The organism is Ensifer sp. BR816 (assembly GCF_000378985.1).
In the GTDB taxonomy this organism is placed as follows: Bacteria; Pseudomonadota; Alphaproteobacteria; order Rhizobiales; family Rhizobiaceae; genus Sinorhizobium.
Genome location: NZ_KB905372.1, coordinates 52,933 through 73,706, shown reverse-complemented (window position 1 = coordinate 73,706; position 20,774 = coordinate 52,933). Strand labels below are relative to the sequence as shown.

Annotated in this window: 19 protein-coding genes; 11 read left to right on the top strand and 8 right to left on the bottom strand. The window is 62.6% G+C overall.

Going from position 1 to position 20,774, the window contains the following annotated elements:
• Window positions 1-4 precede the first annotated feature (4 nt).
• From RHIBR816_RS0132870 to RHIBR816_RS0132845, 6 genes are all read right to left on the bottom strand, one after another.
• Window positions 5-1,063: a nucleotidyl transferase AbiEii/AbiGii toxin family protein gene (locus RHIBR816_RS0132870; protein ID WP_026187701.1), complete on the bottom strand. Its 1,059-nt coding sequence runs from the start codon at window positions 1,061-1,063 to the stop codon at window positions 5-7.
• Between the two features lie 4 nt (window positions 1,064-1,067).
• Entirely contained in the window at window positions 1,068-1,847 is a 780-nt protein-coding gene (locus tag RHIBR816_RS36905; protein WP_245262826.1) for a DUF6088 family protein, read from the bottom strand.
• 274 nt (window positions 1,848-2,121) lie between these two features.
• A complete protein-coding gene (locus RHIBR816_RS38195) occupies window positions 2,122-2,829 on the bottom strand; it encodes a 3'-5' exonuclease (protein ID WP_245262816.1) in 708 nt (235 codons plus the stop codon).
• A 145-nt stretch (window positions 2,830-2,974) separates the two neighbouring features.
• A complete protein-coding gene (locus tag RHIBR816_RS0132855; RefSeq protein ID WP_198294205.1) occupies window positions 2,975-4,795 on the bottom strand; it encodes a UvrD-helicase domain-containing protein in 1,821 nt (606 codons plus the stop codon).
• A gap of 128 nt (window positions 4,796-4,923) precedes the next feature.
• Entirely contained in the window at window positions 4,924-5,571 is a 648-nt protein-coding gene (locus tag RHIBR816_RS0132850; RefSeq protein WP_018240827.1) for a Shedu anti-phage system protein SduA domain-containing protein, read from the bottom strand.
• 267 nt (window positions 5,572-5,838) lie between these two features.
• Window positions 5,839-6,432, bottom strand: a complete 594-nt coding sequence (locus RHIBR816_RS0132845; RefSeq protein WP_018240826.1) for a DUF6088 family protein — start codon at window positions 6,430-6,432, stop codon at window positions 5,839-5,841.
• Between the two features lie 523 nt (window positions 6,433-6,955).
• Between RHIBR816_RS0132845 and RHIBR816_RS0132840 the strand changes: the two genes are divergently transcribed.
• The 5 genes from RHIBR816_RS0132840 to RHIBR816_RS0132820 all read left to right on the top strand — a co-directional run bounded on the left by RHIBR816_RS0132840 (window position 6,956) and on the right by RHIBR816_RS0132820 (window position 13,835).
• A complete protein-coding gene (locus RHIBR816_RS0132840) occupies window positions 6,956-7,135 on the top strand; it encodes a hypothetical protein (protein WP_018240825.1) in 180 nt (59 codons plus the stop codon).
• Between the two features lie 218 nt (window positions 7,136-7,353).
• Window positions 7,354-8,325, top strand: coding sequence for a DUF3991 and toprim domain-containing protein (locus RHIBR816_RS0132835; protein ID WP_018240824.1), 972 nt, complete (start codon window positions 7,354-7,356; stop codon window positions 8,323-8,325).
• Between the two features lie 143 nt (window positions 8,326-8,468).
• On the top strand, window positions 8,469-9,071 hold the full coding sequence (locus RHIBR816_RS0132830) for a DUF1419 domain-containing protein (protein ID WP_018240823.1): 603 nt from the start codon (window positions 8,469-8,471) through the stop codon (window positions 9,069-9,071).
• A gap of 11 nt (window positions 9,072-9,082) precedes the next feature.
• The gene (locus RHIBR816_RS0132825; RefSeq protein WP_018240822.1) at window positions 9,083-9,481 is read left to right on the top strand and encodes a DUF3085 domain-containing protein; all 399 of its coding nucleotides are present in this window, start codon (window positions 9,083-9,085) and stop codon (window positions 9,479-9,481) included.
• Window positions 9,482-9,587: 106 nt separating this feature from the next.
• Window positions 9,588-13,835 (top strand): helicase-related protein, encoded by a 4,248-nt coding sequence (locus RHIBR816_RS0132820; protein ID WP_018240821.1) that lies wholly within the window; start codon window positions 9,588-9,590, stop codon window positions 13,833-13,835.
• A 482-nt stretch (window positions 13,836-14,317) separates the two neighbouring features.
• On the opposite strand, the gene RHIBR816_RS0132815 is transcribed toward RHIBR816_RS0132820, so the two are convergent.
• Entirely contained in the window at window positions 14,318-14,665 is a 348-nt protein-coding gene (locus RHIBR816_RS0132815) for a hypothetical protein (RefSeq protein ID WP_018240820.1), read from the bottom strand.
• The gene (locus RHIBR816_RS38805; RefSeq protein WP_245262815.1) at window positions 14,655-15,248 is read right to left on the bottom strand and encodes a hypothetical protein; all 594 of its coding nucleotides are present in this window, start codon (window positions 15,246-15,248) and stop codon (window positions 14,655-14,657) included. Before RHIBR816_RS38805 ends, RHIBR816_RS0132815 begins: the two co-directional genes overlap by 11 nt.
• 242 nt (window positions 15,249-15,490) lie before the next feature.
• Between RHIBR816_RS38805 and RHIBR816_RS0132805 the strand changes: the two genes are divergently transcribed.
• From RHIBR816_RS0132805 to RHIBR816_RS0132775, 6 genes are all read left to right on the top strand, one after another.
• Window positions 15,491-17,245, top strand: coding sequence for a ParB N-terminal domain-containing protein (locus RHIBR816_RS0132805; protein WP_018240818.1), 1,755 nt, complete (start codon window positions 15,491-15,493; stop codon window positions 17,243-17,245).
• Between the two features lie 96 nt (window positions 17,246-17,341).
• Window positions 17,342-17,818 (top strand): hypothetical protein, encoded by a 477-nt coding sequence (locus RHIBR816_RS0132800; RefSeq protein WP_018240817.1) that lies wholly within the window; start codon window positions 17,342-17,344, stop codon window positions 17,816-17,818.
• Window positions 17,815-18,699 (top strand): hypothetical protein, encoded by an 885-nt coding sequence (locus RHIBR816_RS0132795; RefSeq protein ID WP_018240816.1) that lies wholly within the window; start codon window positions 17,815-17,817, stop codon window positions 18,697-18,699. Before RHIBR816_RS0132800 ends, RHIBR816_RS0132795 begins: the two co-directional genes overlap by 4 nt.
• Window positions 18,699-19,061 carry a hypothetical protein gene (locus RHIBR816_RS0132790; RefSeq protein WP_245262814.1) on the top strand — a complete coding sequence of 121 codons (363 nt, stop codon included), beginning with the start codon at window positions 18,699-18,701 and terminating at the stop codon, window positions 19,059-19,061. The genes RHIBR816_RS0132795 and RHIBR816_RS0132790 overlap by 1 nt, the downstream gene beginning before the upstream one ends.
• Complete coding sequence (locus tag RHIBR816_RS38190; protein ID WP_018240814.1) at window positions 19,061-19,501, top strand: hypothetical protein; 441 nt, start codon at window positions 19,061-19,063, stop codon at window positions 19,499-19,501. Before RHIBR816_RS0132790 ends, RHIBR816_RS38190 begins: the two co-directional genes overlap by 1 nt.
• A gap of 470 nt (window positions 19,502-19,971) precedes the next feature.
• Window positions 19,972-20,559 (top strand): hypothetical protein, encoded by a 588-nt coding sequence (locus RHIBR816_RS0132775; protein ID WP_018240812.1) that lies wholly within the window; start codon window positions 19,972-19,974, stop codon window positions 20,557-20,559.
• Window positions 20,560-20,774: the final 215 nt, after the last annotated feature.

The window sequence follows — 20,774 nt, the reverse complement described above, 5'->3', positions numbered from 1 at the left end:
CGCCTCATTCGGCCATCTTGTTTAGGCTTGCCTCGAGCGAAGCGATGCTCTCGATCACGGCTTCGAACGCGGGCGCGTCGCCGAAAATCATGCCCTGCATCGCCCGATAATCAACGCGGAGCTGTTCGATCATCGCGTCATGCGGCGCAAGCGCGAACGAGCCGGGTACAGCGGTCGCAAGGTCGAAGTCGGGCCGATTGAAGAACATGCGCGCGTGCGCGACGCAATCGTCGCCGAGCGCTCTGTCTTTGATGGCTGCCGCCCCAGCGGCTGTCCCGACGAGCCGGTGCAGATCGTAGTAGTGCCGCGATACCCGCTGCCCGCCGCCCTTCAATTCATCGCGCTTGTCGAACCAGCGCCGCAGCCCGTGGAGAATTACGACCTTGTCCCAGAAGGTCCGTTCAGGATCGACGGTCCGCACCGCCGGCACCGTCAGGTCGAGCGCCGGAAGATCATCATCGACATAGGGCTTGATCGGCACTTCGCTGTTCGGATCAAGCGCGGATTTCGCGCCCGACTCGATCTTGATCGCCGCTCTCACATAATCGGAACGCGGCGTCGCCGCGGGGTACCAGATCAACAATGTCTGACCGTCAGGGTCGGTGTCGTCAGCCTCGATCCGCGCTTTTGCAGCATCAACACCGTTGGCCTTGAGGCGGTCCGCAAGGATCACCGTTAGTTCGTCGCGGAGTGGCTCGTTGATGTAGGCCTTGCAGGCATCTTTGATCGCTTCGAGACGTGCCTTGCGTTTCTTGCCACTGAGTTCCTCAAGTTCCTCGATGCTCGCCGCCTCGCCGATATCGTCCCTGAACACCGTGACATCGATGTCTTCGGAGAAGCGGCTTATCAGGCCAAACCCTTTGGACAACGAGGTTCCGCCTTTGAAGAGGAGGCGGGGACCACCTTCTTTCAAGCCGTTGAACAAGACGTCCAGCGTCCAGCAGACCCAGAAGTCCTTTTCTATGTTCTGTGCCGACGTGCCGAGGCGTTGAGCTGTTGTGTCGAACGCGCTTAACATCGCCGCCTCTCCGGCTGCTAGAACTTCGTCAAAAGCTGGATTCATTTCGTCATGGCCTGGAGTGACTGCGTTTGTTGCTTGCTATGCGAGTCGAGACTGACTTACGTTTCAGGCGAGTATCGTCTGGGCGATATCCATCATCGTCGTCGCGGCGATGATCGTCGGCGTCGTGATCATCTACAGTGCGATTGTTACTGACATGCCGATCATGGCCACCCATCTCATCTTCGATGAGCGGCTTTAGAAATGTCCACATCCATGTTGGAAGCGCGGGAATGCCTGCTACCAAATCGGCTTTAATAGCCGCGCCGACGGCAGGATCCTCAAAAAGCCTGGCAAGCTTGCCGCGCACGTGGTGACTTTCACCTTCGCGGGGCAAAATATCGCGAAGCCAGTAAAGCGCTTGAACGACCCGCATTGCCGGTCGTCCGGCCCAGAACAGTTTGCTGGCTGCCGTCGGACGAAAGGTGATAGTCACATTGCCGAGCTTAATCGGTCGCCGGCGCGCATCGGTATGGACAATAATTTTTGCAGGGACAGCGTCAGTCAAACCGAGGTCATTCGCTGCGGTCATCCCGTCCACAAGCATTCGGGTTTGATCGCGGCGTCCAACGGCATCGATAACTGAGCGCGGATCGGGAGGGTTAGGCTTTTGAGTTAGTTTGTTAAAACCAGGTTGGTCGTAAAGTCCTCGATCGATTCGCCTGAGGATTTCTGTTTTTGTTAGTCGCTGCAACGCCTTGTCGACCGCGTCTCGCGAGGCGAGGTCAACGAAATCGCTAGGCGTCCAAACCTTACGCGGTGCGTCCGCACGGATGCGTTTAAGCATTGCTGTTTTCAAGTCGGGTGAGTCTGCCATGTCCGAAAGATGTATACTTTTTTCGGACAGATCGCCAGTCCGAAATACATATACAAATTTCGGACAAACGCCTCCCATATTCATCGAAGAACGTAACGACGAAAATGCATGGCATCTGGCGTTCCGACGCGACATGCGCTCGGAATTACGATCTTGCGCAGGTAAAGCAGTTTTTTCCGGCTGACAAATCGACTGGAAGAGTGGAATAGAGACCTCGCGCGGCCGCACCGGCAACTTGGCTTGTTCATTCGGCGCTTCGTCGCTGTATGTGGTCACAGCCGGGATATTGGTTACACCCGAAAAAATGGCTGTTGCCCCGACCTTTTCGTTCCACCAGATGACCCACGCGGCACGCCGGACATTGATGTACCGTGTCACCATCAATGGTTTCGAAACGCAGGTTATCGCCGGCGATCTCTGAGAGTTCCCGGATGTATCTGGAAGGCTCACGGCTATTCGTGACCAAGAATACGCCGCGGCTCGCGCGGGTCAATGCGACATAAAAGAGACGGCGTTCCTCGGCAAATTCGAAGGTCTCTGGCCATGGCATGACGAGATTGAGCAGTTCATCGTCTTCGATACGGCTTGGTACCCCATAATCGCCTTCGCTCACATCGAGCAGTATTGTATAGTCCGCTTCGAGCCCTTTGGCGCGATGAAAAGACAGTCCCGAAACTTCGAGATGCTCGAATTCCGTCGGCGCACCTCTGAATGGATCGAGCTGGTTATAGCGCCACAGCACCATAGCCTTGAGCTTTTTGCGTTCATCGTTCCGCCATTGCCCCGAAATTCCACCCAAGAAGGTATCGAGGCGCAGCAATAACTGGTGACACGCCTCACCGAAATCCGGCTTACCGCCGTCACCACCGATCGGAATGACCCGGATCGATCGTGGAATGGTCGGTCGCGTCGACCGAACCGTCTTCTTCAGCTGGGCAGGATTCCTCTGCACGAAACTGGCGGCCGTCTCTGCGATCAGCTGGTTGCAACGATATGTCTGCTCCAGACGCCCTTTCCAGCTCGCGCCAAAGTTTGCCTCGAACTGTGTGAAGATGGTTATGTCTGAACCGGCAAAGCGATAGATAGATTGCCAATCGTCACCGACGCCAAAAGATCTTGGTGAACGGCTTCTGGTGTTTCAGTGCCTTGATCAGGTTCGCCCGCGGTTCAGAGATATCCTGGAACTCATCGACGAGGATCAGGGAGTAGGGGCTCCAATACCGCCCAGTCTCAATGAGTCGTGTGGCGTTGGCGATCATCGAGTCGAAATCGATGCGTTTGGCTTCTTCCAGTTTCCGGGAGTAGGATTCCGTGATCTTCCAGATGGCTTGCGCAAATTCCCTGGCACGCGTCCGGTCGTGGAGCGATTTGGCGCGCTCAAGCAGCATATCCAAGGTCAGATGGCTGGCGCGGATGTGCTTGATGCAGATCGCGATAAGCTTGTGATAATGCTTGATGACAACCGGCTCGAGAACCTTGACGATAGCGGTGTAACTTTTTTGTTCGAGCGGAATACCCCGTTTCGTGATCTCGGCCTCAAGGGCTGCAATCAGCGACCCATCGCGCGCCTGAGCTGACGTCGTCTGAAAAACGTCCATCCCGGCCTTGCGGTAGGCGTCCAACTTGTGTTTGGCATTGGCGACGTAGTTTTCAAATGGGGAGGAACCGTCGGCATTGATGGCCAGATGCTCATGGATAGTGGTGCTGGCAGGGTAGTGAAAATCCGGATGGACGTACCGGATCTCGCCGTTCTCCTCTTCAATGGGAATCTGACGTTCGTATTCGAATTCGACAGAGTGCAGCCAGAGCCAGTTGACGATCGTCTGTTCCTGGAGCGACTTTACATAGACGCCGGCCATCGTGCCGATGGTCGCATTTCCCTTCCGTCGACGCGCTGAGAGGTAACGGTCGTAGTCAGCTTCAGAATCGAACACCTCTGCGGGGATATCCGCCTTGGGATGGAGGACGAGGAGATTGACCCACAGGCCGGCGAATTCCGGATCCCATCGCAATAGCTCGTCGATAATCTGTTCGATGATCTTCGCCTCGCCCGCCGGATGGTCGACCCAATCTGCAAGCTGAGGCGGACGGCCTTCGACCTCTTCGATAATTCCGCGACCGAGAGCATGAAACGTGGTGACTTTGCATTCAAGGTTTGTGGTATCGACCGCAAGCTGCCGGGCTATGCGCTCCTTCAGTTCGTCGGCCGCGCTCTTGTTAAACGCGAGGACCAGGATTTCCTCGGGCCGATAAAGACGCTTTTTGAGGACATAAGCGACCTTGCCGACCATGGTGGCGGACTTGCCTGAACCCGCGGAGGCGACGAGAAGATTGTTATCCTCCAATCGAATGCAGGCCTCACGCTGCTGATCGGACAATGATCGGCCGTCCAGACTGTCGAAGAAAGACCGGTATCTCGACAGCTCGGTAGAAACGAAGGTCTCATTATATCTGTGGCGCACGTCCCGGTCGGTGATGAAGGCGAGTGATCGCGGAAGTGCCGCTTTCAAGATGGCTGGCATCAATTCCGGATCGAACAGAGGGTGCGAGAGGGCGGCGGCGGCTTCACCGTCTACACTGGCAATAGCCCGCGCGAGGTCGGCATGGGCGAGATATTGGCTTTGGCCCTCGACGATGCCCGTCAGTTTCTTATCCACCTCGCTCAGACGTTTGAGATCGGAGCCTATCAGTTCGAAAAGATGGCTGTTGATGAAACCATAAAGATCAGCCGCCAGCCGAGTCGCGGCCTCTTCTCCAAGACAGGGAAGGGCGTGGACGTGATTGCGAGACCGGACTTCGACCGAATGCCAAAGCAGTGCCTTGTTGACAGAAATGGCTATGACGTCCTGGCAAGCAAGATTGCTGGCGCCATTCAGATTAATTTGCACGATCGCCGGAAACGACGAGCGCAATATCACCTTCCATTTCCCCTGGGGAAGGAGGCGCGCAAAGAATCCAGGCCGGTATGTTCGAGCGCGATCAGACATCAGAACACACTTGCTACCAGAAAGTTGAGTCTGGAAGCCATGCGCAATCGTCATTTTGATTAGTTTGGATGCTTCAAATAGTATCGGCGGCGGCGCCGTGCATAACATTTTATCTCGCTGTCCGCATTAATGGTCTGAGCGAAGGCAAATGTGTTTTCCTGCATGAGGCCGTCGAACGTTCGGATCTCCACATGCTTCTTCGCATCTGAAACAAACTCTTGCCAGACGGCTCGCCGCTCAGGGTGACTTTCGATCTCGCTGCGACGCCCACAATAGAGAATACCTTTGGCGAAAGCCATGCCGCTCTCAGTTGCGGGAAATTGCGCTGCCAGCTCAGCTCTTAAAGACTCGATGTCCGGCCTGTGGTCCGATGCCCATCTGAGATTCGTGCGGACCTGGTCAAGAGCATCCCGAATGAAGGAGGTTATCGTGTTCTTGATTGTGAAGAGGCTGCAGGTTGGATCTTTTATTTCGACGAGATTGAGATAGTTCGCGCCCGACACAGGTGCGAAGTATGCAAAATCGCAAGCAAAGTCAGCACCCACTCTGAGTTTAGAGATGACCATCCTCGGGGCAATATAATGTTCCGGGCAAATGAGCTGTACATTTCGTTCCAGGTAAGTTTGAACACGAGGCTCTCGAAGCTTTCGTTCAATCTTATCCAATCCGCTGAGCAACTCGATAAATTCCTGCTTGTGAGTTTTCATGATGATCCTAAGGCATTAAGTATACCTCTTGACGGATAGAATAGTCGGGTAAACGGACAGTTGAGCGAACCGGTTAAGCACGCCCTCCACCCCTATTTTCCGCGACCGGATGGCTTCATCTTGAGCCCAGGCGGTAATTTAGACCCGCAATGGCCGGCTCAAATACCCAGACATCCTTCTCGAGCAGACGAGTGGGCCGCCCGGTGCGGCCGGCTGCCACGGCCAAGGCCATCGCCCCGGTCATCCTTTGACAGGGCAAGGAACAGATCAGCCATGCGCAGCCTTTCCCACGCTTCTTGCGAGCCAGGTCGGGAACTGCGGAGCCGCCGCCACTAGTTCTCCAAATTCGCCCGGCGGCAGCTTTCGCTTGATCCTCGACAGAGCTTCATCGGCCTTCTCCGGCCCCAGCCAGGCGAGCGCACGGACCGCCATGCCGGCGGGTCGATCGGCCAAAGCCAATTGCCAGCGAGGCACATGCTTGAGGTCGACCGTCTGCTTTCCAAGGTTCATCGTCCGGCTACGGCCGGATGTCAGATAAACGGAGCGGACCGGGACCTGGGTGGTCAGGCCGAGGGCATTCGCCGCGGCGGCGCCGTTCGGGACGATGACCTCGCCGCGTTGCTGCGCCACGGCTTCCACTGCCTGTTCGACCGTCGGCGCTCGGTTGCCAAAACGGCTTTTGACTGGCCGCATATAGATGCCCCGGCCGGCCCGGACGAGTTCGCCGCGCTCGGCCAGTCGCGAAAAAGCCTGGTCCAGGGCAGCACGATTTCCGAGATGCAAAAAGCTCTTTGCGGAAAGCGCGGAGCCTTCCGGCAGTCGTTCAGCTTGGACCATAATTTGCGACGTCAGCTTTTGCATGGAATTTCTCCTGTCAGGAATATATGCAAGTTTCTGACACTATTCAAGAGAAGGTGAACGTCGGCGGCCCCCGACATACTGACCGAAATTTATATCAAAATATTGGTCAGTGGCCGCTGGTCGCTCCACCAGGCGCTACTGACTCATCAGGCCATCGAGCATGTCTAACATCGCATCGCTGGTGGCCTTGCCGAGGCGCGGCCGTATTCGCAAGTGCCTCCTTTGGCGTCGCGGTTGCCGCGAAGCACCTGCGTGAGTGCGGCGGAAAGAAGGAAGACGAAGCTGCAGCTGTGGCACGGGTGCCCGGAATACCAGCTGACACTTCGCAGCAAACCAATCCCGCTCTCTTGTGATGGCGTCCTGGTCCGGTTCCGGATCTTCCACGATCAACCCGCTGGCGGGGTCGGCTACGCGAGCGTGCCGCCGCTTTCGGCTGACGCCTTCGCGGTGATCGCGACCGGGCCCCGGCCCTTCGAAGGAGCCATCGAGCGGGAATGGCCCGCTGCGAAGATGGAGCCTTCAGATGTCCGATCTTGCCACAGCACAGAACCACGCCTTCCAACTCGCCCGCACCCTCATGGTGCCCATCACGCTCTTTCGCTCCGGCGACGAGTTCGGCGTCCTTCCGTCCGACGAACTCGAAGACGGCGAAGTGGAGACGGTCGCCGAATACGATCCGTTCCAGTTCGGGCCGGCTCACTGAGCCGGCATTTTCTCTCCCGGAGGTGCCGCTTGCGAGCGGCAGGCGGCAAGGGAAGCTTCGCCGCGGCCGGCACCGCCAGGTCGCCCAGGTGCAATTCTGCACCTTGCCGGCCGCGCCCTTGCCGCCTTTGCTCTTCGCGGCATCCCGAAGCGGTCCCGCAAATTGCGGGAAAAGAGAAACGGACAAGAAAGGCGGATGCGAGAGCGCCGGCCAGAAAGATGGAAAGACAAGAACTTGAAGAGCTTCGCGACCGCGTTCCCTGCGCCGCTATCCTCGAGCAGGCCGGCTTTGCGATCGATCGCAAGGAGAGCACGCGGCGCGCGGTCAAATACCGGCGTGAGGCCGAGATCGTCATCGTCATCCATGGTGGGAAAGGCTGGTTTGATCCCCTGTCCGACGCCAAGGGCGATGTGTTCAGCCTCGTCGCGCATGTCGACGGCGGTTCCTTCGCTGAAGCCGTGGATCGCGTCGCATCGCTGGTAGGCTTCGTCGCGACAGCGCCGACCTGGGCGCAACCGATGCGAGACACCGAACAGGCAGCCTCGATCGGCGATCGCTGGGGCGCCCGGCGCAAGCCCTGGCCGGGATCGGCGACCTGGCGTTACCTGCGCGAGGCACGGTCTCTGCCGGACGCTGTCATCCGGACAGCGGTTCGACAGGACCTGTTGCGCGAAGGGCCGTACGGCAGCATGTGGGCGGCCCATGTCGATGGCGACGGCGGCCTCACCGGCTGGGAGGAGCGTGGCCCCGACTGGCGCGGCTATTCCACCGGTGGATCGAAGGTGCTGTTCCGCATCGGTTCTCCGGGTGCCTCGCGTCTCTGCGTTACCGAGGCAGCGATCGATGCCTTGAGCCTTGCCGCCCTCGAGGGGTTGCGTGAGCACACCCTCTACCTCAGCACCGGCGGGGGATGGTCGCCGGCGACGGATGCGGCGGTGCGCAGGCTTGCCGCGCGCCCCGGCGCCCAATTGGTTGCCGCCACCGATGCCAACAGCCAGGGCGAGACCTTCGCCGGCCGGCTGCGCGACATCGCCGAAGACACCGGATGTGATTGGGCTCGTCTGATGCCGCCGGCCGAGGACTGGAATGATGCGCTTCGCGCCAAGGTGGGCGTGTGTGCGAGGGAAGAGAAGAAAAGCAGGGGAACGGGAAATGGCCTGCCGCATGCCCGCCGGCCGCGTCAAAGGTGAAGCTCCGCCAGGCTTCGCCTGCCCTTGACCCGTCCGGACGGAGAGGCGGCCGTGGGGAAGGGTCAGGAAGGGCTGAAGAGAAGATGGCGACCATGAGGATCCGCCGCGCTTCGGCCCGGACGAGGCCTTGAAGGAGCCCGACAATGACCCTCTCGCCCATCCGCAAAGTCTATCAGGGCATCGCCAACCGCAGGCAGATGTTTCGCATGTTCGACCGCCATGCTGAGCGCCCGAACCGATGGGAGGGCGACGATAGCGGCCTCTACAGAGGCGAATGGTTCGAGATCGGCGAGGCATCCCACGATTACATGTTCGAGATCCTGCCGCCGCTCTGGATGCGGGGTGGGATGTTCGCGATGCGCGAGTTCCTGACCGGCTCGATTACCAGCGTCTTTTTCACGCTGTCGATCGACGGGCGCATCCGCCACTTCCACGGTTACTGCGACTTGGCCGACAAAGGATTTTCGGAGCGCATGCGCGCCGCGATCATCGAGCGCGAATCCCGTCCCGTCCGGGCGATGAGCCGCGAGGAGCGGCTCGAGCATATCTGGAGCAGCACGGCTGACGACTATCGCGCCTATGCCGGTGAGGGTTGGCCGGAGGCTGACCGTGGCAGGCGCATGGTGATGTTCTTCGAGAGATCCGGCGGCACCACGCTGAAACTCTTGGAAGACCTGACCGAGGCGGAGATCGCGGCGAAGCTGCCGGTGCATCTGCGCTTCCTGGCCGAGCGACAAGCGGCGTGAGGCAGGGCGGCATGTTCACCTTTTCCATCTCCAACATCCGCGCCGTGCTCGCGCGCGGTCGCGCCGACGCGGCCGCAAACGGCGGCTTTCGGATCCCGTACCATGGGATCTCTTCTGAAACCGAGGCGAGGGCCGGCCTGTGGCTGGTCGGCGACGAAGGGGTTTACGTCATGTCCAACGGCAAGCTTGCCGAGGGACAACGCCCGCTCGTCGTTCATGCCGAGGAGTGCGATCCGAAGACCAATCCGGACTACTGGCATTGCAAGCGGCGGCATTTCGGGGGCGATGACGGTGTCGAGTTCATCGACGCGGCCGAACTGGACACGCTGATCGCCGCAGCCCCCGGCGCCACGCATCTGACGGTCGTCATGGACGACGCCTCGATGTCGCTCACCCTGATCCGCTGCTGACCCTCCGGACCGCGGCACCTCCCATCCATCTCGCCACCGTTTCGCCCACCGCTGTCCGGGCCGTGGAGCGACGGCGCGCGCCTTCCAACCACAGGAGAATTTTGCAATGGCGCATGACGATTCCTTCACGCTCGATATGTTCGGCTCAAGCGCTCTATCGTCGGGTTCAAATCTCGGTATCACGGGCCTCGGTGGTTTTACGCCGACGGCCGCCCTCGAACCTGCCAATGACGACGATCCCGATCCGACGCCGCCGGCGCCCGCACCGGCGATGCCGGGCACCACCCCTCGAAACCCTGCCGTTCGAAAGCAGGGCGATTATGTCAACTTCTATCTTGATGACGGAGATCGCGGCCTTGGCTCATCCTGGAAAGAGCGGGCCAAAACGAACGTAGCGGCTATCCTGCTTGCCGCTGAAATCGATAAACAGGAGCGAGCCGCCACGAGAGGCGAGCAAGCGAAGCTTGTCCGCTTCACCGGGTTTGGCGCCGGCGAACTGGCCAATGGCATGTTCCGCCGACCGGGCGAGGTCGATTTCCGAGCGGGCTGGGACGAACTCGGCTCGTCACTTGAGACCGCGGTAACCGAAAGCGACTATTCGAGCCTGGCCCGTTGCACGCAATATGCGCATTTCACGCCGGAATTCATCATCCGGGCGATCTGGGCCGGATTGCTGCGCCTGGGCTGGCGCGGCGGCCGCGTGCTGGAACCGGGTATCGGCACGGGTCTGTTTCCGGCGCTGATGCCGGTGGACTATCGCGACAACACCCACCTCACCGGTGTCGAGCTTGATCCGGTCACCGCGCGCATCGTCAAGCTGCTGCAGCCACGGGCGAGGATTATCACCGGCGATTTCGCCCGCACCGAGCTGCCGGCAAGCTTCGATCTCGCGATCGGCAATCCGCCTTTCTCCGATCGCATCGTGCGGTCCGACCGCGCCTATCGCTCGCTCGGCCTTCGCCTGCACGACTATTTCATCGCGCGGTCTATCGATCTGCTCAAGCCCGGTGCGCTCGCCGCCTTCGTCACGTCGCATGGCACCATGGATAAGGCGGACAACGCCGCCCGGGCGCAGATGGCCAGGTCCGCCGACCTGATCGCGGCGATCCGCCTGCCCGAGGGCTCCTTCCGCGCCGATGCCGGCACGGACGTCGTCGTCGATATCCTGTTTTTCCGCAAGCGCAAGATCGGCGAGCGGACAAGTGACCTCGCCTGGCTCGACCTCGACGACGTTCGCGCAGCCACAGTCGACGAGGGCGCCATCCGCGTAAACCGCTGGTTCGCCCGGCATCCGGATTTCGTGCTCGGCAAGCATGCGCTGACATCGGGACCGTTCGGCGAAACCTACACCTGCCGCTCGCGCCTCGCGCAAAACCTCGGCGCGGCACTCGATGCCGCGATCGGCCGCCTGCCGCAAGACTTCTACGACGGCGAGCCGACTGCAACCGATCTCGATCTAGAGCACGGTGATCGTGTCATCGATCTGCCGAGCGATCGCCATGTGCGCGAAGGCAGCTTCCTTTTCGACACAGCCTTCGGCCTTGCGCAAATCATCGATGGCGAACCCGCCGCGGTGACGGTGCGGAAGGGACGCACGGGCGAAGGCCTGCCGGAAAAACAAGTCGGCGTCATCCGCAAGCTGATCCCGATCCGCGATGCGGTGCGCGAGGTGCTGAAGTGCCAGGAGTGCGACCAGCCGTCGAAGGGGGCGCAGGTGCGCCTGCGCATCGCCTGGTCGAGCTTCGTGCGCGCCTACGGGCCGATCAACCATACGAAGGTCTCGATCGCCGAAGATCCGGAGACCGGCGAGGTGCGCGAGACCCATCGGCGCCCCAATCTCCAACCGTTCCTCGACGACCCCGCTTGCTGGCTGGTCGCCTCGATCGAGGATTATGATCTCGAGACCGATACCGCGAAACCCGGTCCGATCTTCTCCGAGCGGGTTATCTCGCCGCCGGCGCCGCCTGACATCACCAGCGCCGCCGATGCGCTTGCCGTCGTGCTCAACGAACGCGGCCATGTCGATCTCGATCATATCGCCGAGCTCGTCCATTGCGATCGCGATGCGGTGATCGCGGAACTCGGCGAGGCGATTTTCCAGGACCCGGCCGATGGCGCCTGGCAGACGGCGGACGCCTATCTCTCCGGCCATGTGCGCGACAAGCTGAAGGTTGCCGAAGCTGCCGCCGCGCTTCAACCGGCCTATGAGCGTAATGTCCGGGCGCTGACCGAGGTGCAGCCCGCCGATCTCCGTCCCTCGGAAATCACCGCGCGTCTCGGCAGTCCGTGGATCCCCGCGTCCGACGTCGTCGCCTTCGTCAAGGAGACGATGGCGGCCGAAATCCGCATCCACCACCTGCCGGAGCTGGCCTCATGGACGGTGGAGGCGCGGCAGCTCGGATGGACGGCGGCCGGCACCTCGGAATGGGGCACCGATCGCCGCCATGCCGGCGAACTGCTCGCCGATGCGCTGAACAGCCGCGTGCCGCAGATCTTCGACACCATCAAGGCGGAGATGAGCGAACGCCGGGTGCTCAATGTCGTCGACACCGAAGCGGCGAAGGAGAAGCTGGCAAAGATCAAGTCCGCTTTCCAGAGCTGGGTCTGGTCCGATCCCGATCGCACCGACCGGCTGGCACGGGTCTATAACGACCGCTTCAACAACATCGCGCCGAGAAAATTCGATGGCGCGCATCTGAAGCTGCCTGGCGCATCTTCGGCCTTCACCCTCTATCCGCACCAGAAGCGCGGCATCTGGCGCATCATCGCCTCAGGCTCGACCTATCTGGCGCACGCCGTCGGCGCCGGCAAGACGATGACCATGGCAGCCGCCGTCATGGAGCAGCGCCGGCTCAAGCGCCAGATCGTCACGTCCAGGCCGACCGCGGCCTTCAAGCGCTACCAGACGGTGCTCGACGCGCGCATCAAGGCGATCGAGGAGCGCGATCGGCCGCCGGAGCCCGGCGACGACATCCTGCTGTCGGTGATTACCGATGGACGCCATGCGGCGATCGACCTGCGCCTGGTCGACGCCGAGAACGACAATGAGCCGGCGAACAAACTCAACAGCCTGATCGCCTGCGCCTATCGTATCTGGCGCGACACGGCCGACCGGACCTATGTCCGTCCCGACGGCAAGCGGTATGAACTTCCCGGCGCCGCGCAGATGATCTTTTCCGATCTCGGCACGATCAGCGTCGAGAAGGCGAGGGGCTTTTCCGCCTATCGCTGGATCCGCGATGAACTGGTGCGCCTCGGCGTGCCGCCTTCCGAAATCGCCTTCATGCAGGATTACAGGAAGGCGGAGGCCAAGCAGCGCTTGTTCGGCGACGTGCGTGCGGGAAAAGTCCGCTTCCTGATCGGCTCTTCCGACACGATGGGCACCGGCGTCAACGCGCAAGCGCGGCTGAAGGCGCTGCATCATCTCGATGTGCCGTGGCTGCCGTCGCAGATCGAGCAGCGCGAAGGCCGCATCGTGCGCCAGGGCAACCAGCATGACGAGGTCGACATCTTCGCCTACGCCACCGAAGGTTCACTCGACGCGACGATGTGGCAGAACAACGAGCGCAAGGCCCGCTTCATTGCCGCGGCGCTCTCCGGCGACACCTCGATCCGCAGGCTGGAAGATCTCGGCGAGGGGCAGGCCAACCAGTTCGCGATGGCCAAGGCAATTGCCTCGGGCGATCAGCGCCTGATGCAGAAAGCGGGGCTCGAAGCCGACATTGCCCGTCTCGAACGGCTGCGTGCCGCCCATGAGGATGACCAGTTCGCCATCCGCCGGCAGATCCGCGATGCCGAGCGTGACATCGAATACGCGACCCGACGCATCAATGAGATCGGCCAGGATCTCGGACGTCTCGACCCAACGGCGGGCGAGGCCTTTGTCATGACGATTACGGAAGACCGCTTTTTTGAACGCAAACCAGCGGGCAGGGCGCTGATGAAGGAAATCCTCACCCGCGTCCAACTGCAGCAGGAGGAAGAGGTCGTGATCGCCGCGATCGGCGGCTTCGATCTCGTCTACGCGGGCGAGCGCTTCGGGAAGGATGGCTACCGCTATCAGACGATGCTGAAGCGAACCGGCGCCGATCACGAGATCGACCTCGCCGTCACCGTCACGCCGCTCGGCGCGGTCGCGCGGCTCGAGCATGCGCTTGACGGCTTTGAAGGCGAGCGGGAGCGGTTTCGTCAGAGGCTGGAAGATTCACGTCGCCGGCTCGTCTCCTACCAGTCGCGGCAAGGGAGTTCCTTCGCCTTTGCCGCGGAGCTGGCGGACAAACGCCGGCAACTGAGCGCCGTGGAAAAGGCGCTTGCGGACGATCCCGATCGCAGCGACGAACACAAGGCCGGCTGACGCCCTTTGTGTGCGGACGCGACCGGCTCGCAGGCTCTTCCGTTCGATCATACGCGATCGAACGGAACTACGCCGCACGATGCGGGACCCGGCAGCGGCCGGTTGAGCCATGGAAGCGCGTCGCCGAAGCCTGGTTGGGCTGGGGCGTCCATTGGGTGCAGTGCAGCATCTGCATGGCTGCATTGCACAAAAATTGATTTCCGTCAGGTCAAAAAATGGGCATTGTGACCGCAGCTGATGCACATCGCGGTTTTCTCCTCCCAGTGCCGCCGCATCGGCTGTTCCCCTCTGGAGGTTTATTGACCTTCACACTTCAAGGGCCGCGGTCTTCCGCTGGCCCTCTTTTTTTGGCCGAAGGTGACTTTGCGTGGTCCCTCGGCTTCAATCCCTGCCTTCTCCAGGCGGGGATCGTTTCTCGTTGAGCGTGTCCCGATTGCCGGTTGTGCTCACACCAGAGCCGCCATCATTCCAGGCGTCGCCCTTCAATGCATGATTGGGTCCGACTGGGACAGCTGTCTCACCGCCTGTTTGATAACCTTGCGGAACTGACGCCAGTCGGGAAGGTCTCGTTGGTTCACCCGCTCCTGAATGGCGGTCAGTATCCAGCCGACGCAGGCGATATCGTCCGCGGCGCGATAGGTATCGGACCGCTTGAAGCAGGCAACGATGCGGGGCCGGGCATCGCCGCCGTCCAGCGGAATGCCGGCGATGAGCTCTTGCGCCTGCCTGTAGGCAAGGGCGATCCGCCGTCGATCCTCGGGACTGCTTTCAGCGATCATGCCGCATGTCCAGGCCAGCGTTTGCGACAGGTGCTCGGCTTCATTTTCCATTTTCGATCGGACTCCCCATCATCAGGTCTAGGGTTTGGAGGAGGGTCGGGGACATTTTGAATTGCCGGGCCATGCCGCGCCCCATGGCATTCTTGCCCATTTCCTCGACCAGCAGCCCGCGTTTAACCAGCGGCCCGATCGTCTGGGCAATACCGCTTCTGGTCAGGCCGGTGATTTCGGTCAGACGGGTCAAGGTGACGGGCAGACCGTCGCCATGCAGCCTGGCGACCACCATCATCACGGCGATTTGCTTGACGCGGGCTGTCGGCGTTTCCCCTTCGAGGGGATTGGCCAAGATCTGGTTGATCGTGATGGTCGAAAATGAAAGTTCGACCTGCATCGGACGGAATGCGGCGGCGCTTGCCGCCCGCTGGTCGCGATCGTGTTTCCCGGACACCGTCGTCTCTCCTTCCGAAGGAACCACCGACGGTGCTTCCACAATTCCTGCGCTCAGCGGACGATCACCGATGCAATCAGTCCGCGTTCTTGTGCCACTGGAACGGCGGACGGTGCAACCGCCTGTCACGAAAAACGTCGGTCCGCCGGGCGGGGAAAGGGAGGGGAAAACAGCAAGAAAGGACATGAGGAAATCCGTTCGCAGATCGGGCGAGCCGCCGACGCCCAAGGGCTCAACCGCGCGCGTTCGCGATCCCGGCCCGGCGTCCGGCGCAGGGCCCAAGTACCCCGCTTGGCCTGCCAGGCAGGGATGCGTCGCACGCAGTTGCGTCGGCCTGCCCGCCCTGCGGGCCGGGGGATGTCTTCAAGAAGAAGACGGAAAAGACCGGGGAAGCCCTGGTCCTCCAACCCTTGAAAAGGAGCAATCCGATGGAACTGAAATTCGTCGATCCGCGCGCACTCACCGAAAATCCCGACAGGGCGCGCCGCTCGAAATCCTCCCCGCAGGCCGACGCATTGCTGCTGGCGACGATCAAGGCCGTCGGCATTGTGCAGCCGCCCGTCGTCGCCCCGCAAGCCGATGGCGGCAACGGCTATGTGATCGATGCCGGGCACCGGCGCGTACGCCAGGCGATCGCCGCCGGTCTCGAGGAGATCGCGGTGCTGGTGATCGACCGGGCAGACGATGGCGGCGCCATGCGATCGCTGGCCGAAACGCTGGCGCATGACCAGCTCAATCCCGTCGACCAGTGGCGGGCGATCGAACGGCTGGTGGCGCTCGGCTGGAGCGAAGAAGCGATTGCGCTGGCGCTGGCGCTGCCGGTGCGCCAGATCCGCAAGCTCAGGCTGCTGGCGAACGTGCTTCCCGCCATGCTCGACCAGATGGCAAGGGGCGATATGCCGAACGAGCAGCAGCTCAGGACGATCGCCGCCGCGTCGGTCGAGGAACAGAAGGAGGTCTGGAAGGCGCAGAAACCGAAGAAGGGCGACACGGCTGCGTGGTGGCAGGTCGCCAACGCGCTTTCGAAGACCCGCATGTATGCCCGCGACGCAAGCTTCGGCGATGACCTGCGTGCGGCCTATGGCATCGAATGGGCGGAGGACCTCTTCGGACCAGCCGACGAGGACAATCGCTACACGACCAATGTCGAAGCCTTCCTTGGCGCCCAGCAGGAATGGATGACCGACAACCTGCCGAAAAAGGGGGCGATCGTCGAGGTTAACAACTGGGGCCAGCCCGAACTGCCGAAGAAGGCGGAACGCATTTACGGAAAGCCCGGCAAGGGCGATCGCACCGGCCTCTATCTCGACCGCGACGGCAAGGTGCAGAGCGTGCATTACCGCATGCCGGAACCGAAGCCGGCAAAAGGCCAGGTCGGCCCGGCCGTCAATGATGCGACCGCCGACGGCGATGAGGCCGACCCCGTTGCCAAATCCCGTCCGGACGTGACCCAGAAGGGCCAGGACATGATCGGTGATTTCCGCACCGATGCGCTGCACGAGGCGCTCGCCCGCGCGCCGATCGAGGACGAGATGCTGATGGCGCTGCTGGTCATTGCGTTTGCGGGCCGCAATGTCCGCGTCGATTCCGGCGCAAACGATACCGTCTTCGGGCCGAAGCGGTTTCTCCGTCACGCCGCCCGCCTCGTCACCGAAGACGGCAGCCTGTCCTTCGACCCGGCGACCGTGCGCGTCGCTGCCCGCTCGATGCTGATCGACGTGCTGTCGTGCCGGCGCGGCATGTCGAACAGCGGCGTCGTTGCGCGCATCGCCGGCCAGACGATCGGTGCGGATGGGTTCCTTGCCAACATGGGCAGCGAGGACTTTCTCGTATGCCTGTCGCGCCAGGCGCTCGAAGCCGCCGCAAAGGAGGCCGGCGTGCAGCCGCGGGCTCGCGTCCGCGAAACCCGCGCCGCGCTCGTCGAGCAATTCGGGGCGGACGAAACCTTCGTCCATCCGGCCGCGTTGTTTTCGCCCGACCGCAACGAACTCCTAGACCTCCTCCGGCAGGGCGAGGATCTCGACACCGACGAGGCGGCAGAGGCGGCTGACGGCGACGGGCGGGATGACGGGGCTGGCGACCAGGAACTGTCCGGCACGGGCAGCGAGGTCGAACTGCCCGATCCGGCCGACGGTGATCGCCCCGACGAGGACGAGACGGCCTACGGCATCGCGGCGGAATAGCCGCTCCATCTTTCCTCTTCCGAATCTATCTCCGCCGCCGGCCGCCCCGGCGGCGGTGTCGTTTCCACCATCGCAACAATCGAAGGAGAACACGCGATGTCCGCCTCTCTCATCCATGATCTCGCGCCGATCGGCGCCATCGTCGCCTGGTCGGACGGCACCCCGCGTCCGCCCGAACGTCACCGGCGGAAGCTCGCGGCCTGGAAAGGCCGCAACAGCCAGGGCCGGCTGATCCGTAAACAGGACAGGCGCGGTCTCGGCACAATCGGCCTTGCGCCGGACTTCACGCTGCACGAGGGCGATTTCGGCGCAGACGGCATCGTCGCGATCCGCGTCTGCCGGACCTTCTCGCTCGAAAGCGAGCTGACCTTCAAGGTCATCGCGCGCCCGGCGCCGGGATCGATCCGCATCTTCGATCGCGCGGGGGCAAGCGCCGAGCTCGTCCACCTGGCGCCGGGCCGGCAGGCGGCCGAGGACTGGCTGGGCCGGCACGGCTATCGCGATGCCGTGCTCGAGGAGGTGAGCGCCGACGAGGTGGCGGCCGACACGATCGAGGGGAGGGCCGTGGCATGAAGACGGGACGCTCCTTCTCCGAAGACCTTTCCACCCCTGACGATGCAGGGGTTGCGTTCGGCCGAAGCGCCGACGGCCTGCCGGTGGCGCGCCTCGGTGATCTCGTCTTCGCCATGGTGCCAGCGCGGGACGGACAGCATTTTGTCGCCAGCGCCTGGCGCGTCTCGCGGCCTCTCACGGACCTGAAACGCGATGACTTCTATTCGCATCACGGCGCCGTCGAAAACGAAGCGGCTTTCCGGGCGCGCATGTTCGAGGAGGCCGAACACGCCAGGGAATTGCGGGCGCTTAGACGCCAGACCGTGCGAATGGACTGCAACACTCCCTGGGGGCCATCGCAGGGCGCCACCATATATGCGGACGGGATCGTCTGCCACACCACCGCCGGACATGGCGGCTTCAAGCTGTCGCCCGCGCGAAACGCTGCCGTTCACCCGCTGCTTCGGATCGACGACGGGTTCTACGAGGAAGACGCCGCCTGGGCGATCGTGGCGCTCACCTTTCCCGACTTCTACACAGGCTACGAACGCAAGGCCGCCGACAAGACCCTGCGCGACACCTGGCCGGACGCATGGGAAGCGATCCACGGTCGCATCCTCGCCCCCGGTCAATCCCAGGAGAAGGATAGGCGGGAATTCCTGCGGCAGCATGCCCGCGACTGGATCGTGATCGCCGCGCTGCGGTCGCAGCATCACCCCGGCATGACCGAGGTGATCGCCACCATCGGTGGCGGTCGCGATCGAGAGCCCGAGGAGCGCCGCTTCCTGGTTTCGAGCGACGACTACGCGGTGGGCCGGTTCGGCTTCGTCATCGATGAGGCGGAGCACGCCGCCTATGACGGTCCGTCCAGCTTCGCCACCTGGCGCGGGAGGGCTTCCTGATGTCCGACCCAGAAAAACGAGCTGCTGAGCTCTCGCGCATGGAAGCGGCGCGCCGCCAGACGCGGCATCAACTCGATCTGATCGAGCGGCAGATCACCCGCAAAATGACCGCGATCATTCCCGAGCTTGGCCGGCGTCAGCCGGGCTATCGCCGCGGCAGGGCAATGACACCGGGTGCTTTCCTTGAGCGCTATCGCGCCAACCTGGCAGCGCTGACCGCCGAGCGCCAGCCGGAAGTCGACGCGCTGACCCGCAAACTCGTCCGGCAGGACGCGGCAATCGCGGCGCTGCGGGCCCGCCATGGGTTTCCGCTCAAGCCGGCACAGGATGGAAACGGCGCCGCGAGAGGAGGGGTACGCTGATGGGCACGATCGGCGAACTGGAACGACTGGCCGGGATCGGCGCCTCCCTCCCGGAGCGGACCGCGTTCTGGATGCAATTTCACCACCTCGACGGGCCGGCATGCCTCAAGGCCGGTGTGGCCGAGCTCAACCGGCTGATCGCCGAAAAGGCGGCGACAGTGGCAGCCGGCAAGACCACTGCACCGCGTCCCAGATGGGAAAAGCTGCCACCGGTGACCGCGGAGGAGGAGCAGGCGCTCGAGGCCTATGCCGCCAGGCACGGCCGATACTGGAAAAGCGTCCTGAACCGCGTCTGGATGGGCGGCCCGCCCCATGACGATGCCGGTACGCTGCGGCGTTTGCGCAACTCGCATGGCCCGACCTGGCTGCAGTCCTATCGTCTCCCGAAACCGCAACACCTCGAGAAATCGGACCGCCCGCCGGACCGACCGGACACCTGAGGGGGCGGCCGCTCTGCCCGCCCGCGGATTTGTCACGTGACATCCGCAATTGCCGCGGGGTGGCTGCAGGTTATGGCGATGCCGAGCCATGCCACTGCGAGATCTGCTGCGTGTCCGGCGCGTTAGAGGGGGGCGCGGTTTGGCTGCAGCATATCCTCTCCAGGTTTCCCATGGCCGGCGCATTGCCTTGGCCGGCTCGCCCTTCGGTTTGCTGCGGTCTGAACCAGCGGCCGTTCGTTTCAAGGCCGCGTTCCGCGCCGCGGGGCGGCCGGACCACGCCGTCCTCGGCAAGGCAGGGCCGCGCGCTTCGCAAGGTCACGATGACCTGCTTGCCCGCATCCCGGCCTTGCTCGGCCAGTCGTGGCCGGACCCTGAAACGCCCGCCTTCCGCCGGTTCGGTTCGACCGCACCGAAGGGCAAGTCGGCAAAGGCCGGAACCGCTTCGGAGGAACCTCGGAAAGGACAAGCTCATGGCCAAGCCCAAAACCAGATCCCGCCAGTCAGCCCGCCTCGTGCAGCTTCGCAAGGGCGCCACGCTCGACATGGTGCGGCTCACCTGCCCCGACGCCACCCAGGCGATGGCGATTGCCGAAAGTTTCGGGACCGCGGTGATCGACGGCGACGGCATCCGCGACCTGCACGAGCGGCTGCTCGTCGAGACGGCCGACGGCCTTTCCGAAGGCCTTGGCGAACGCGCCATGCAGATCCATCTGCAGCGCATCGTCGGCGCCTATGTCGGGTCCGCGCACGGCGCCGGCCAGTTCTACTCCCGCGCCGTCTCCGAAGCCCGCGACGCCACCGCCAAGGCGGCCAACGACGCCCGCGACGAGGATCTCGACGGTCCTGTCGGCTTTGACAGCGCCGCCCAGCGCAAGCGCGAATTCGCCGCCGACATGGGCATTCAGGCCCATTCGCTGAGGATGGCCGCCGAGGGCGCCGTCGCCGCCTACGAACAGATCGTCGGCGAGACCTGGAAGCCGTTCGATCGCCCGGTCGAAAACCCCGGCGCCTCGCTCGACCGTAAGGCGGCCGAAGCCCAGATGGCGGCTTTCGGCTGATCGCCATAGGCGGGGCTCCGGCCCCGCCAACCGTTGCTTCCCAAAGCTGGCTCCCTTCGGGGACGCCAGCCTTTTTCCATGTTGCAGCCTGTCCAACGTCAAACGCGTTGAAAAAGGGGAAGAAAACCGTCGCTTCCGGCGGCGCCGAACGCAGCCGTCACGAATGCTGGTCCTGCTGCGGTCCTCGGCCCCCGAAACGGCTTCGCCGTCCTCCA

Bases quoted from the DNA above. Each gene is read 5' to 3' on its own strand.
- RHIBR816_RS0132870 (WP_026187701.1), bottom strand. From the start codon at position 1,063: ATGAATCCAGCTTTTGACGAAGTTCTAGCAGCCGGAGAGGCGGCGATG.
- RHIBR816_RS36905 (WP_245262826.1), bottom strand. From the start codon at position 1,847: ATGCTTAAACGCATCCGTGCGGACGCACCGCGTAAGGTTTGGACGCCT.
- RHIBR816_RS0132850 (WP_018240827.1), bottom strand. From the start codon at position 5,571: ATGAAAACTCACAAGCAGGAATTTATCGAGTTGCTCAGCGGATTGGAT.
- RHIBR816_RS0132845 (WP_018240826.1), bottom strand. From the start codon at position 6,432: ATGCAAAAGCTGACGTCGCAAATTATGGTCCAAGCTGAACGACTGCCG.
- RHIBR816_RS0132840 (WP_018240825.1), top strand. From the start codon at position 6,956: ATGTCCGATCTTGCCACAGCACAGAACCACGCCTTCCAACTCGCCCGC.
- RHIBR816_RS0132835 (WP_018240824.1), top strand. From the start codon at position 7,354: ATGGAAAGACAAGAACTTGAAGAGCTTCGCGACCGCGTTCCCTGCGCC.
- RHIBR816_RS0132830 (WP_018240823.1), top strand. From the start codon at position 8,469: ATGACCCTCTCGCCCATCCGCAAAGTCTATCAGGGCATCGCCAACCGC.
- RHIBR816_RS0132825 (WP_018240822.1), top strand. From the start codon at position 9,083: ATGTTCACCTTTTCCATCTCCAACATCCGCGCCGTGCTCGCGCGCGGT.
- RHIBR816_RS0132820 (WP_018240821.1), top strand. From the start codon at position 9,588: ATGGCGCATGACGATTCCTTCACGCTCGATATGTTCGGCTCAAGCGCT.
- RHIBR816_RS0132815 (WP_018240820.1), bottom strand. From the start codon at position 14,665: ATGGAAAATGAAGCCGAGCACCTGTCGCAAACGCTGGCCTGGACATGC.
- RHIBR816_RS38805 (WP_245262815.1), bottom strand. From the start codon at position 15,248: ATGTCCTTTCTTGCTGTTTTCCCCTCCCTTTCCCCGCCCGGCGGACCG.
- RHIBR816_RS0132805 (WP_018240818.1), top strand. From the start codon at position 15,491: ATGGAACTGAAATTCGTCGATCCGCGCGCACTCACCGAAAATCCCGAC.
- RHIBR816_RS0132800 (WP_018240817.1), top strand. From the start codon at position 17,342: ATGTCCGCCTCTCTCATCCATGATCTCGCGCCGATCGGCGCCATCGTC.
- RHIBR816_RS0132795 (WP_018240816.1), top strand. From the start codon at position 17,815: ATGAAGACGGGACGCTCCTTCTCCGAAGACCTTTCCACCCCTGACGAT.
- RHIBR816_RS0132790 (WP_245262814.1), top strand. From the start codon at position 18,699: ATGTCCGACCCAGAAAAACGAGCTGCTGAGCTCTCGCGCATGGAAGCG.
- RHIBR816_RS38190 (WP_018240814.1), top strand. From the start codon at position 19,061: ATGGGCACGATCGGCGAACTGGAACGACTGGCCGGGATCGGCGCCTCC.
- RHIBR816_RS0132775 (WP_018240812.1), top strand. From the start codon at position 19,972: ATGGCCAAGCCCAAAACCAGATCCCGCCAGTCAGCCCGCCTCGTGCAG.